This is a genomic window from Ralstonia sp. Ralssp110 (assembly GCF_047325135.1).
Classification (GTDB): domain Bacteria; phylum Pseudomonadota; class Gammaproteobacteria; order Burkholderiales; family Burkholderiaceae; genus Ralstonia; species Ralstonia mojiangensis.
On record NZ_CP168609.1, the window covers coordinates 528,968 to 541,307 of the forward strand.

The 12,340-nt window shown below is 60.0% G+C and carries 10 protein-coding genes, 2 tRNA genes and 1 rRNA gene; 3 read left to right on the forward strand and 10 right to left on the reverse strand.

Annotated features, from left to right (window positions below; translation table 11 throughout):
- Positions 1-264: 264 nt before the first annotated feature.
- The 5 genes from ACEN9T_RS02985 to ACEN9T_RS03005 form a co-directional block, all read right to left on the reverse strand.
- A tRNA-Ala gene (locus tag ACEN9T_RS02985) sits at positions 265-340 on the reverse strand.
- Positions 341-376: 36 nt separating this feature from the next.
- A tRNA-Ile gene (locus ACEN9T_RS02990) sits at positions 377-453 on the reverse strand.
- A gap of 60 nt (positions 454-513) precedes the next feature.
- Positions 514-2,051: ribosomal RNA gene (locus ACEN9T_RS02995) — 16S ribosomal RNA — on the reverse strand.
- A gap of 631 nt (positions 2,052-2,682) precedes the next feature.
- Positions 2,683-3,384: a hypothetical protein gene (locus ACEN9T_RS03000; protein WP_413706592.1), complete on the reverse strand. Its 702-nt coding sequence runs from the start codon at positions 3,382-3,384 to the stop codon at positions 2,683-2,685.
- 127 nt (positions 3,385-3,511) lie between these two features.
- The gene (locus ACEN9T_RS03005) at positions 3,512-4,084 is read right to left on the reverse strand and encodes a DUF4337 domain-containing protein (protein ID WP_092971321.1); all 573 of its coding nucleotides are present in this window, start codon (positions 4,082-4,084) and stop codon (positions 3,512-3,514) included.
- A 300-nt stretch (positions 4,085-4,384) separates the two neighbouring features.
- Between ACEN9T_RS03005 and ACEN9T_RS03010 the strand changes: the two genes are divergently transcribed.
- Both ACEN9T_RS03010 and ACEN9T_RS03015 read left to right on the forward strand, forming a co-directional pair.
- Positions 4,385-5,590 (forward strand): sterol desaturase family protein, encoded by a 1,206-nt coding sequence (locus ACEN9T_RS03010; RefSeq protein ID WP_092971320.1) that lies wholly within the window; start codon positions 4,385-4,387, stop codon positions 5,588-5,590.
- A 17-nt stretch (positions 5,591-5,607) separates the two neighbouring features.
- Entirely contained in the window at positions 5,608-6,126 is a 519-nt protein-coding gene (locus tag ACEN9T_RS03015; protein ID WP_092971319.1) for a cupin domain-containing protein, read from the forward strand.
- Here the strand turns inward: ACEN9T_RS03015 and ACEN9T_RS03020 are convergent, their stop codons facing one another.
- Complete coding sequence (locus tag ACEN9T_RS03020; protein WP_302848162.1) at positions 6,127-6,258, reverse strand: hypothetical protein; 132 nt, start codon at positions 6,256-6,258, stop codon at positions 6,127-6,129.
- A gap of 301 nt (positions 6,259-6,559) precedes the next feature.
- On the opposite strand from ACEN9T_RS03020, the gene ACEN9T_RS03025 reads away from it, so the two are divergent.
- Positions 6,560-7,438 carry a 2-hydroxy-3-oxopropionate reductase gene (locus tag ACEN9T_RS03025; RefSeq protein ID WP_413706386.1) on the forward strand — a complete coding sequence of 293 codons (879 nt, stop codon included), beginning with the start codon at positions 6,560-6,562 and terminating at the stop codon, positions 7,436-7,438.
- 67 nt (positions 7,439-7,505) lie between these two features.
- On the opposite strand, the gene ACEN9T_RS03030 is transcribed toward ACEN9T_RS03025, so the two are convergent.
- From ACEN9T_RS03030 to ACEN9T_RS03045, 4 genes are all read right to left on the reverse strand, one after another.
- The gene (locus ACEN9T_RS03030; protein WP_413706387.1) at positions 7,506-8,909 is read right to left on the reverse strand and encodes an MFS transporter; all 1,404 of its coding nucleotides are present in this window, start codon (positions 8,907-8,909) and stop codon (positions 7,506-7,508) included.
- Between the two features lie 71 nt (positions 8,910-8,980).
- On the reverse strand, positions 8,981-10,081 hold the full coding sequence (locus ACEN9T_RS03035) for a porin (protein WP_413706388.1): 1,101 nt from the start codon (positions 10,079-10,081) through the stop codon (positions 8,981-8,983).
- Positions 10,082-10,257: 176 nt separating this feature from the next.
- The gene (locus ACEN9T_RS03040; protein ID WP_413706389.1) at positions 10,258-11,208 is read right to left on the reverse strand and encodes a PDR/VanB family oxidoreductase; all 951 of its coding nucleotides are present in this window, start codon (positions 11,206-11,208) and stop codon (positions 10,258-10,260) included.
- Positions 11,209-11,229: 21 nt separating this feature from the next.
- The gene (locus ACEN9T_RS03045; protein WP_413706390.1) at positions 11,230-12,192 is read right to left on the reverse strand and encodes a VOC family protein; all 963 of its coding nucleotides are present in this window, start codon (positions 12,190-12,192) and stop codon (positions 11,230-11,232) included.
- Positions 12,193-12,340 lie beyond the last annotated feature (148 nt).

The following is a 12,340-nucleotide window of genomic DNA, read 5'->3' on the forward strand; positions in this document are numbered from 1 at the left end:
CTATAACGAGTATGTCTCGCTATAGGCTGAGTTCTCGCGTTGTGCCGTATTCCAAGACAATCTTTCGATTGCTCTGGTAATACTGGTTGATACAATCACAACCCAGTGTCGCGTTTTAGTGTGCGTCTCATCAACGCACCGCGACACCTTTACTACATTCCATATTGTTAAAGAACAGCCGAACTTTTACGCTCGTCTTGGCTAGGCCAAACGCAAACACCATCGACATAGCGTCGATGCTTGCGTTTGGTAACCAAAAGGTAATGGTGGAGGATGACGGGATCGAACCGACGACCCCCTGCTTGCAAAGCAGGTGCTCTCCCAGCTGAGCTAATCCCCCAGTCACGGCAGAGAACAACTTCCACCGTCCGTAACTTGGTGGGTCTGGTAGGACTTGAACCTACGACCCCCGCCTTATCAAGACGGTGCTCTAACCACCTGAGCTACAGACCCTTGGCTGTAACATCAAACAAACCGATAAGTGTGGACGCCTAACGTCGGATGCACGCTCTTAAAGGAGGTGATCCAGCCGCACCTTCCGATACGGCTACCTTGTTACGACTTCACCCCAGTCATGAACCCTACCGTGGTAATCGCCCTCCTTGCGGTTAGGCTAACTACTTCTGGTAAAGCCCACTCCCATGGTGTGACGGGCGGTGTGTACAAGACCCGGGAACGTATTCACCGCGGCATGCTGATCCGCGATTACTAGCGATTCCAGCTTCACGTAGTCGAGTTGCAGACTACGATCCGGACTACGATGCATTTTCTGGGATTAGCTCCACCTCGCGGCTTGGCAACCCTCTGTATGCACCATTGTATGACGTGTGAAGCCCTACCCATAAGGGCCATGAGGACTTGACGTCATCCCCACCTTCCTCCGGTTTGTCACCGGCAGTCTCTCTAGAGTGCCCTTTCGTAGCAACTAGAGACAAGGGTTGCGCTCGTTGCGGGACTTAACCCAACATCTCACGACACGAGCTGACGACAGCCATGCAGCACCTGTGTCCACTTTCTCTTTCGAGCACCTAATGCATCTCTGCTTCGTTAGTGGCATGTCAAGGGTAGGTAAGGTTTTTCGCGTTGCATCGAATTAATCCACATCATCCACCGCTTGTGCGGGTCCCCGTCAATTCCTTTGAGTTTTAATCTTGCGACCGTACTCCCCAGGCGGTCAACTTCACGCGTTAGCTACGTTACTAAGGAAATGAATCCCCAACAACTAGTTGACATCGTTTAGGGCGTGGACTACCAGGGTATCTAATCCTGTTTGCTCCCCACGCTTTCGTGCATGAGCGTCAGTGTTATCCCAGGGGGCTGCCTTCGCCATCGGTATTCCTCCACATCTCTACGCATTTCACTGCTACACGTGGAATTCTACCCCCCTCTGACACACTCTAGCCGTGCAGTCACCAATGCAATTCCCAAGTTAAGCTCGGGGATTTCACATCGGTCTTGCACAACCGCCTGCGCACGCTTTACGCCCAGTAATTCCGATTAACGCTTGGACCCTACGTATTACCGCGGCTGCTGGCACGTAGTTAGCCGGTCCTTATTCTTCCGGTACCGTCATCGACCCCAGGTATTAACCAGAGCCATTTCTTTCCGGACAAAAGTGCTTTACAACCCGAAGGCCTTCTTCACACACGCGGCATTGCTGGATCAGGCTTTCGCCCATTGTCCAAAATTCCCCACTGCTGCCTCCCGTAGGAGTCTGGGCCGTGTCTCAGTCCCAGTGTGGCTGATCGTCCTCTCAGACCAGCTACTGATCGTCGCCTTGGTGGGCCTTTACCCCACCAACTAGCTAATCAGACATCGGCCGCTCCTATAGCATGAGGCCTTGCGGTCCCCCACTTTCACCCTCAGGTCGTATGCGGTATTAGCTAATCTTTCGACTAGTTATCCCCCACTACAGGGCACGTTCCGATGTATTACTCACCCGTTCGCCACTCGCCGGCAGGAAAGCAAGCTTTCCCCCGCTGCCGTTCGACTTGCATGTGTAAGGCATGCCGCCAGCGTTCAATCTGAGCCAGGATCAAACTCTTCAGTTCAATCTGCTGTTTTCGCTCTTTACGAGCGGTCGCTCACTCTCAGAATCTGACTTGAACTTTCGTTCAAACCTTACTTCTGTGCGAGCACTTCATTACTTGTTAGCTAGCGGATCGAAATCCGCCGCACCCAGTATTAAGCGCCCACACTTATCGGCTGTTTGCTTGTTAAAGAACTTCGCGATTAACTTTGTTCACCGCGTCGCTGCGTTGTCTGCAGCAGAGAAACGAGATTATGCAGAGCTTTTTCGTCGCTGTCAACAACTCGTCGAAGAATTTTTATCATCAACTCGCCGCCAACTACTCCTGAATTTCCAGCCAATCACCAACCACTCAATCGACCGCAAACCCGCTCCACCACTACTTCTCCACCGCCTCAACCACCCCGCCGTCGCTTTCGTTTCGGCGCCGTCGTTTGCAGCGAGGGGCGAATACTAATGTGCGGATGCGCGACTGGCAAGCTTTTTGTGAGCTGCTCGCAAAAAAAACTTGTTGAGCACCCGCCTACTGCGCGATGAGGCCCTGTTACGGCGAGGTTGGAGCGGTGCTGCACGCCTCACCCGGCCTGCCAGCGACAGGGATGCAGGCCATTGGTCCCGGAACGCCCTTCTTACTTATAGAGAAGCCATTGGCATCAATGCTTGATCGGCGCCTTGCATAGCCCCTGGTTGTAGAGAATCGCCTTGCTGGTCGATGCGTAGTTGTCAGCGTCGCACGGCGGCAGGAACAGTGATGCGTCCTTCTGAGCTTTGACGGCAATCGTCTCGGACAGCACGGCTAGGCATTGGGCGTTGTCACCACGATGGTATTCAGTTACGGCAAGATCACTGCGGGCCTTGTCGCGCTCAATCCAGTCCATGAAGAGATCGCACTCGGAAAGCAGCGAACGCAGCGTTGTGCGTGCTGCGTCGTAGTCCTTGGCGGCATATTGCTTGTGGGCCTGGCCGATGCGGGCTTGTCGCTGGCGGTCGGTGCAGGCGGCGGGCGCGCGGCGGTAGTCGCCATCAAACATGGCGCGCATGCCGCAGAAACCTCGGCAGGCCTCGGCGGTGGTGGAGGAATCCAGCTTGAGCGCATCCTTATTACCTGACACGGCGATGCGGCACGTGCCTTCATCCTTGTCGACGCCAACGCGGCCACGGAATGTGCCTTCGATCGCGCACGTGTGGCAGTTGCCGCCAATCGTCGTGATGTTGAAGCTGCTGCCCTTGACCGTCATCGTGCCGCTCGCGCTGCCGCCCAGGATGTAGACGTACTCGCCCGACTCGACGGCCGAGCCGGCCGCCATGGCCCATGCGCTGACCAACAAGCCTGCGATCATCAATGTGTGCCGCATCCACATTCCACGTGTCATCTGTTCATTCCTGATTCATGGAGGCGGGATGCCTCCTGCAAGCGCGCCATTCTGGCGGCTGGGTATATATCGACACGCCACCGTCCTGACGGACGGCGCCGTAGCGCAATCAGATGTGAAACAGCGCCAGCACGGCCACGACACCGCCGACAGCGCCTACCCCGTACGAAAGCACCTGCATCCAGCGCCGGCGGGAAAGCAGCGTAATGGCTGCCAGGGCGATCGACACCTGGATGGCGGCCACGGCTTGCGCCCACCGGTGGTGATGGTGCACGGCAAGCTCACTGGCATCGTCGGCCTCTTTGGCCAGGCGCTCCTGGTCTTCAGCCTGACGGCGAATGTCTTCCTTCTCGGCGGCGTAGCGCTGGGCTTCGCGCTTGGCGGCGGCCTGATCGGTGCCGGGCAACTGGGCGGTCAGCTCGGCAATGGCTTGCTTCTGACCTTTGGCTTGGTAGTACGCCCAGCGGTTGGCGGCCTCGGTCTTGTGGATGGCGGCTTCGTTCTTGGCAAGTAGCGCCGCGTTTTGCGTGGCACCGCCTTGGTAACCGAAGATGGCGCCGGCCGTCGAAAGAATCGCCGTCATGACGGCGATACGCCCGGCAAAGCTGTCGGCGTGGCCGCTTTCTGCTGCGTGCTCGAGCGCGTGATCATGCGCGCCGTGCACGTGAAATCCTTCTGACATGGTTGCTCCCCTTCTAGTCTTATATCGTCGATCGCCCTTCAGGCGCGGGCCTCACAATGCATGGCCTTGCGCGGAAAGGCAACGCCTTGCGGCGCACATCCAACGTGCAGATGCAGCTTGCTGACGCGGTCACACAATGGGCACGCGAGCAGCAATAGCAAATCATTTATACGCAGAAGAATTGCACCGTTGAATACGTGAAACCGGTCCGTATAATCGCGCTGCAATGCGAACCCGAGCCAATATTCGGTTCGGCAATTGCATTGTTAATAAAACAAAACAATACTGCGAGTCACACCCATGGATGCGTCCCAAAAGCCTTTGGCGCCATTGCCCGAAGAGGAACACCACCCCGCCATCGTCCGCGTGGCCGACGCGACGATCCGCGATGCCAATGCGCTGCTGCATGCCAACGGCGGCCTGAAGTTCGGCCGGGGTATGATCGGCACCATCCTGGCGTTGGTGCTGGGCTTTCTGTGCTTGCTGGGCGTGTTGGCGTTTCACTTTCCGCAATATCTGACAACACCCGAATTACGGCGTGCGTATTCGGTGGACGTAATTCGGCAGATTCTGTTTGTCTCTCTGTTGATATCAGGCGGGTTATCGCTGGCGAATATCGTGCTGGATAACCGCCGTCGCCTGAACGGCCTGGCATTCCTGTTTGTGGTGATTGCCGTTGCGCTGGGCGGCTCGCGCGTGCCGGTGGGTGATTTTCCGGATCACACGCCGTACATCGGCATGGACTGGTTCATTCTCGACCTGCTCGGCTCGACGGCGATCTTTGTGCTGCTTGAGAAGCTATTCCCGCTCTACAAGAAGCAGCCGGTGTTCCGCGCCGAATGGCAGACCGACATGGTCCACTTTGCGGTGAACCACTTCATCGTGGGGCTGGTGCTGCTGGTGGTGAACTTCCTGATCCACCGCGTGTTCGGGTGGATGGTGCATGCGGACTTCCAGCAAATGGTGCAGCACATCTGGTTCATTCCGCAGTTGCTGCTGTGCATGCTGGTGGCAGACCTGATGGAGTACGTCACGCACCGCGCGTATCACGAGGTGCCGTTCCTCTGGCGCTTCCATGCGGTGCATCACAGCGTGAAGACAATGGATTGGCTGGCCGGCTCGCGTCAGCACATTCTTGAACTGGTCGTCACCCGGGTGGCAGTGCTAGGGCCGCTGTTCGTGCTGGGTTTCGACAAGGCCGTGGTCGATGTCTACATCATCATCGTGGGCTTCCAGGCGGTGTTCAATCACGCCAATGTGCATTTGCCGTGGGGGCCGTTGAAGTACATCTTCGTGACGCCGGATTTCCATCATTGGCATCACTCGTCGGAAGACGAAGCGATCGACAAGAACTACGCCGCGCACTTCGCCTTCATCGACTACCTGTTCGGTACCGCAGTGAAATCGAAGAAGGCCTTCCCGGAGAAGTACGGCGTAGTGGGTGATTACATGCCCGACGGCTTCGTCAACCAGCAGCGCTTTCCGTTCCGCCGTCAGCAGAACTGAGTCGAAGGTTTTTCATCATGCCGCTCACCGCCGCTGCTCAGCACCTCATTGCCCGCCTCGGTCTCGAACCGCACCCGGAAGGCGGCTTCTATCGCGAAACCTATCGCAGTGAGGAACGCATCCAGCGAGGCATCCCGCCCGTCGAACGTGCGGCTGCCACCGCCATCTATTACCTCTTGGCGGATGATGCATATTCCGCCTGGCATCGGATCCAGTCGGACGAGTTGTGGCACTTCCATGCGGGGGACTCACTCAATGTGCATGTGTTGGAGAACGACGGTACGGTGAGCACGCATCGTCTGGGCCATGCGGCCCACGACGCGATGGCGGTGTACCAGGCGGTGGTTCCGGCGGGCTGCTGGTTTGCGGCCGAGCGCGTGCCGGGTGAACATGGCTATGCGCTGGTCGGCTGCACCGTTGCGCCGGGGTTCGAGTTCAGCGAGTTCGAACTGGCCGACGATGGCGCGCTGCTGGCAAAGTACTCGGCACATGGCGATCTCATCCGAAGGTTGCTGCCCAAGCCTGCGGTAGGTTAGTCAGCACCACACCACGCTTTCATAGCCGACCGTGCGGCGGTAGACGTTTACACCCCGCCACGTGCTGTACTCCATGTACGCGCATGTCAGGACGACGATCCAGTTGGCTGCTGTGGTGGCTGTGGTGGACATATTCCCTCCCTCTCTGCCTGCCCGATAGCTGTCTTATCGGCACGTTTTCAGTCTATGAGAGGGGGCCCCCAAACCATTGCACGAGCAATGACGCTTCTCGGCCCTTATTTCCGGATCTCGTCTCCGTATGGGTATCGCGCTTCGCAAACGCCCGTTGGGCGCAGCTCTAATGCATCTTGGAGCGCACAGCATGACGGCGCCGGCTAGTCTTCACCGGTCCGTCGATCTACGCTTGTGAGACGCGCTGTGGCGTGACGCACGCTCCCCATCCACATCACACAGACGCCTTCGGAAGAACATCATGGCTACCATCGGATTCATCGGTCTTGGCATCATGGGCGCTCACCTGGCGCGCAACCTGCTCAAGGGCGACCACACACTGATCGTCAGCGGCAAGCATTCTGTGCCGGAAGATCTGCGGTCGCGCACCACGGTTGTCGCCAGCTCAACGGCGGTGGCGCAAGCCGCGGACATCGTCATCGCCATGGTGCCGGACACGCCGGACGTAGCCGATGTGCTGTTTGGCGAAGAGGGTGTTGCGCAGGGCTTGGCTGCAGGCAAGCTCTTCATCGACATGAGTTCGATCTCGCCGATTGAAACGCAGGCCTTTGCCAAGCGCGTCGAGGCGCTGGGCGCGGATTACCTCGATGCGCCCGTTTCAGGCGGTGAAGTCGGCGCGCGCGATGCGACGCTCACGATCATGGTTGGCGGAAAAGAAGCCGCGTTCGAGCGTGCCAGACCGCTGTTCGCCTTGATGGGCAAAAACATCACGCACGTGGGCGACTCCGGTGCTGGGCAAACATGCAAGGTGGCCAACCAGATCATCGTGGCATTGACCATCGAGGCGGTAGGCGAAGCGCTGCTGTTCGCATCCAAGGCAGGGGCCGATCCGGCACGGGTGCGCGAGGCGTTGATGGGGGGCTTTGCCTCCTCGCGCATTCTCGAAGTGCATGGCGAACGCATGATCAAGCGGACGTTTGACCCGGGCTTTCGCATCGAACTGCACCAGAAGGATCTGAACCTGGCGCTGGACGGCGCTCGCAAGCTCGGCATCGCCCTGCCGAACACCGCCGCTGCACAGCAGCTTTTCAACGTGTGCGCCGCTAACGGCGGCAAGGCATGGGACCACTCTGCCATGGTTCGCGCACTGGAACTGATGGCGGATCACACCATTGCCTGAAGCAAACGGGGGGGGCGTGCCGACGCGCGCGCAACCCACCCGTTTTACGACCGTCGACGGCATCGGCTTACAGCTCAAGTTGTTCGAGCACTTTCCCTTTGGTCTCGATGCCGAGGAAGTAGATGGTGATCGCGGCCAGTATGGGGACCAATGCCAGCAGCAGGAACGCATTGCTGACGTTGCCCGAGCCGATGGTCGAACCGATCAGCATCGGTGAAAAGATGGCCGCAATCTTCAGCCACGCGCCGCCCATGCCGCAACCGATCGCGCGGATGTTGGTCGGATAAAGCTCCGGCGTATAGACATATGCGGTGATGAAGCCGCACGCCATCAACCCCAACGCCAACGAGCACAACCCTGCCACCACATAGAGCGACTGCTCGTGCAACAACCCAGCCAGCGCCAACGAGACGCCGCACAGTACGAACGACACCACCATCACAGGCTTGCGGCCCACCTTGTCAACGATCATCGCGCAGATCAGTGAGCCGACCACTCCCAGCACCGAAGCCAGCGCCGCCAGGTTGAGCGCCAGTTGCAGCGGTGCGTGATAGATCGTCTTGTAGACCGTCGGCAGCCATGTCGACAAACCGTACTGGATGAAACCGCACGTTGCCCACAGCATGGCCACCACCACCGTGCGCTTGATGTACACCGGGCCGAACAGATCGCGCATGCCGCGCTTCGGGTGGCGGTGCGACATCTGCTCGAAGGCCGAGGTATCGCCCAGCGGAGGCAACGGTTCCTTCGATTTGGCTTCAAAGCGAGCCTGCGCGGCGTCGGCCTCGGCCAGGCGGCCATTGGTCGCCAGCCAGCGCGGCGACTCCGGCACGGCCTTGGGCAGCGTGAAGAACAGCACCAGCGGAATACCGCCGAGGAAGTACATCACCTCCCACCCGAAATGCGGCACCAGCCATGCGCCCAGCGCGTTGGACACCAGCAGCCCAATCGGGAACACCACCTCATAGAGCAGCACGAAGCGCCCGCGTCCGTGCGCACGCGTGACTTCGTTGATGTACGTGGCCGCCACCGGCAGCTCGCCGCCCAATCCGACGCCTTGCACGATACGCAGCGCTGCAAACACGGCAAAACTGGGCGCCACGCCACACAACAGGCTCATCAAGCCGATGATGCCCGCGCTATAGCCGATCATGCGTACCCGGCCGAATCGCTCGGCGAGCATGGGAAACACCAACGCGCCGATCAATTGGCCGATGCCGGGGGCACCGATCACAAACGCAATCTGCGCCGGCGTCAGATGCCACTGTGCAATCAGCAGCGGCAGCGTGGCCGCGATGACGATCACGTCAAAACCATCGAAGAACGTCGCGAGCCCGATCAACAGACGCGCACGCACATGCATGCCGTTGCTCTTGAGCCGCTCGATGCGGGCAACGATCTTGCCCAGGCTCATCGCGCCCCGCGACGCATCGTGGTCAATTCCGCTATCAATCAAAACACCTGGCTTCATGTGAAGCTCCTTCCGGAGGAAGTTGATGCGCCACCGGGTCGCTGCCCAGCGGCGCGCGTTGGGTCAGGACGTCAGAACGAGTGATGCACCCCGGTGCTGACAACCAACTGGTTGCGCTGCGCTGCCACACCCACGCCGTTGATAGCGGCAGATCGCGCATCGCCGGACGCACGCTGATACGTGCCTTGTACATACACCTGCGTGCGCTTGGAAAACGCATACACGTTGCCCAGGCTGAACTGGTTCCAACGCGCCCCCTCGTACTTGCTGAAGATATAGCCCACGTTGAGCGTGTTGGCGGCGCTGTAATGCCATGCAGTGCCCAGGTCGACGTTCTGTGCCCGGGCGTTGGCGCCGCCCAGGGTGATGCGCGTTTGCGTATAGACCGCGTTGATCTGGACCGGCAGGCCGCTAAACTGATACAGCGCGCCGGTACCGAACGACTTGACCGAACTCATCGGCGTCATCACGCCCGGCACCAGCGTCGTGCCCAGCGTGTTGGTGATCCCCAGGCGACCAGCAATATCCAGCGCGCGATCATTGGACGCGGTATAGGCCGCGGCGGCTCGGAAACCGCCATTGGTGTAGTACGCCCCGAGGCTGTAACTGCGGCTCTTCGACGGCGAACCCGGCACCTCGCCAAAACCGTACATGCCGCCCAGCTGCAGCCCGCCGAAGATGGGCGAGACGTAACGCAAAGCGTTGTCGATCTGGAACTGGTTGGCTAGGTTATCGAAGTTGCCGGGGTGGAACAGGTAGAAGTTGGTGAGCTGGAAACCGTTGCTCAGGCGGCCGAGGTAATCGAACATGAAGTCCGCCTGATGGCCAAGCTGGATGTTGCCCAGGCGGTCGTTCGTCAGGCCGACCCACGCCGTGCGGTTGAACAGCTTGCCCGCAACCACGCTGCTGCCGGTGTCGCCCAGAAACCCCGATTCCAACTGGAAGATGGCCTGCGTACCGCCGCCGAGATCTTCCGAGCCGCGCAGGCCGAAACGGTCCGGCTGCATCGTGCCGGGGTCCATGCGCAGCGCCGAGCCGCTAGACGCGCCGCTCTTGAGGCTGTTGATGTAGGCCACGCCTTCATCAATGCTGCCGTACAGCGTCACGTTGCTCTGGGCCGCCGCCGTGCCGGCCAGGCTCATCGCCGCAAGGGCGAACAAAGTTGTCTTCATTTGCAGTTTCCTCCACTGGACAAGGTGTCCGCCCCGCCAGTTGTTATCGCCGTCTTGGTGGACGAGCTGGTTGTGGCTCTTGCTTTGTTTCGTATGCGAAACGTCGTTTAAAAGAAAAACAGGGCGCAAAAAAAGACGGCGCGGCTGGTCAGGCCGACGCCTAAACCATCCTGCGCTTACAGATCGATCACCAGGCGCTTGCCCTTACAGCCGGATACGCAAACCATCATCGTCTGGTTGGATGCACGCTCGCTCTTGGAAAGCACGCTGTCACGGTGGTCGGGCTCGCCTTCGAGCACGCGCGTTTCGCACGAGCCGCACACGCCTTCCTTGCAGCTGTGTTCCACCTCGACGCCAATCTCCAACAGCGCGTCGAGCAGCGACTTGCCTGCCGGCACACACAGTTCAGCACCATTGCGCGCGAGCTTGACCTGGTATTCGCCCTCCTGCACCGATTCCACACCGGGGTCGGCCGCAAAGCGTTCGATATGGACGTTGGTGTAGCCCAGCGCCTCACAGGCCGCCTCGAATGCCTGCAGCATCGGGCCTGGGCCACAGCAATAGAAATGCGTATCGGCCGGATGCCCTGCAAGCAGTGCTTTCAGATCGGGCGGGCCGCCTGCTTCAGCATCCAAGTGGAAGCGCACCGCATCGCCATGCGCGGCCAGCTCATCGGCAAAGGCTGCTTCAGCACGCGAGCGGGCGCAGTACAGCATCGAGAACGTCTTGCCTTGCTCAGCCAAGCGACGCGCCATGCAGACGATGGGCGTCACCCCAATGCCACCTGCAACCAGCACAGTGCGCGGCGCAGTTTCGTCCAGCTCGAAGTGATTGCGCGGGCCGCCGATCTTGAGCGTCGAACCGACGCGTAACTGCTCGTGCACATAGCGCGAGCCGCCGCGACTGTTGCGGTCGAGCAGCACGCCGACTACGTAACGGTCACGCACCTCTGGCGCGCCGCATAACGAATAACTGCGCACCAGCCCGTTGCCGAGATGCAGTTCGATATGCGCGCCCGGTGCGTACTCGGGCAAAGGCTTGCCGTCGACATCGCGCAGCTCCACGCTCACGATGCCTTGGGCTTCGTAGCGCATGGCATGCACGCGCAGGTTGAGGGGGGAATTCATAGCACGTCTCTCTGCAACGTTTCAGCGCTTTTCCGTCAGGAACTTGCCTTCGGGGCCGGCGACGTTCTTCTGCCGGCGTGTGTTGCCGTCAATGCCGCCGTCGATGGCCCATTCGGCGAACACGGTCGGGCCGGGCTCGAAATCGCGCGGCTGCCAGTCGGCGTCGAGCTGGTCTTCATCGGCGTAGTACTCGATCAGGCCGCCCGCCGGGTTTTTGAAGTACCAGAAGTACGCCGACGAAATCGGGTGACGGCCCGGGCCCAGCTGCGTATCCCACCCACAGCGCGACACATGCATGCCGCCACCGAACACTTCATGGATGTCGCGCACGGTGAAAGCCACGTGGTTGAGCCCGCTCTTGGCCTGCGGCGTCTGCAGCAGGAACAGGTCGTGATGGCCGCCTTCGGGCTCGCAGCGCAGGAACGCCCCACGGCCCGGGTAGTAGTCGGACGGTACAAAGCCGAGCTTCTCGACATAGAAGCGCTCCGTGGCCGCCACGTCCTTGACGAAGAAGACCACGTGGCCGACTTCGATGGGCGTAGCACGCTCGTAGATCGGGCTCGGTTGGTTGCGGCGCGGTTTGTCCGTCCACGTGTTCATGGCAGCGCATTGCACGTCGACATCGCGCTTGGTGGTCAGTTGCACACGCACTGCCAAGCCGTTCGGGTCGGTGCAACCAACGCGGCCGTCGGCGTGGACGTAGCCGGGCTGGTCGGCCAGCTTGTCGATCAGACGGTCGAGTACAGTTTGCGAATCGGCGCCCCAGATCACTTCGCGCAGCGTCGGGCCGGCTTCCATGGCGGGTGGCAGCGTGGCATCGTCGCTGCGCTTGACGCGTACGCGGCAGCCGTTGAGTGTTTCGAACAGCAGGCCGCTGGCGTCTTCCGATTGCAGGGCGAGGCCCCAATCCAGGAAGAACTGCTTGCAAGCGGCGAGGTCGTCGGCACCGTAGACGATTTCGTCGATGCCTCGAATCGTGTTCATCTTCATCTCCTGTGGTCCAGGCGTTTGCTTCGGCGTTAGAGCCGCTAACAAGGCCCAGCGAAGCGGTCCTGGCTAGGCGTGCTGCCGCAGACAGTACTTGAGTACGGCAAGGCGGCACAACGACGCCAGGAGGGTTTTGTTAGCGGCT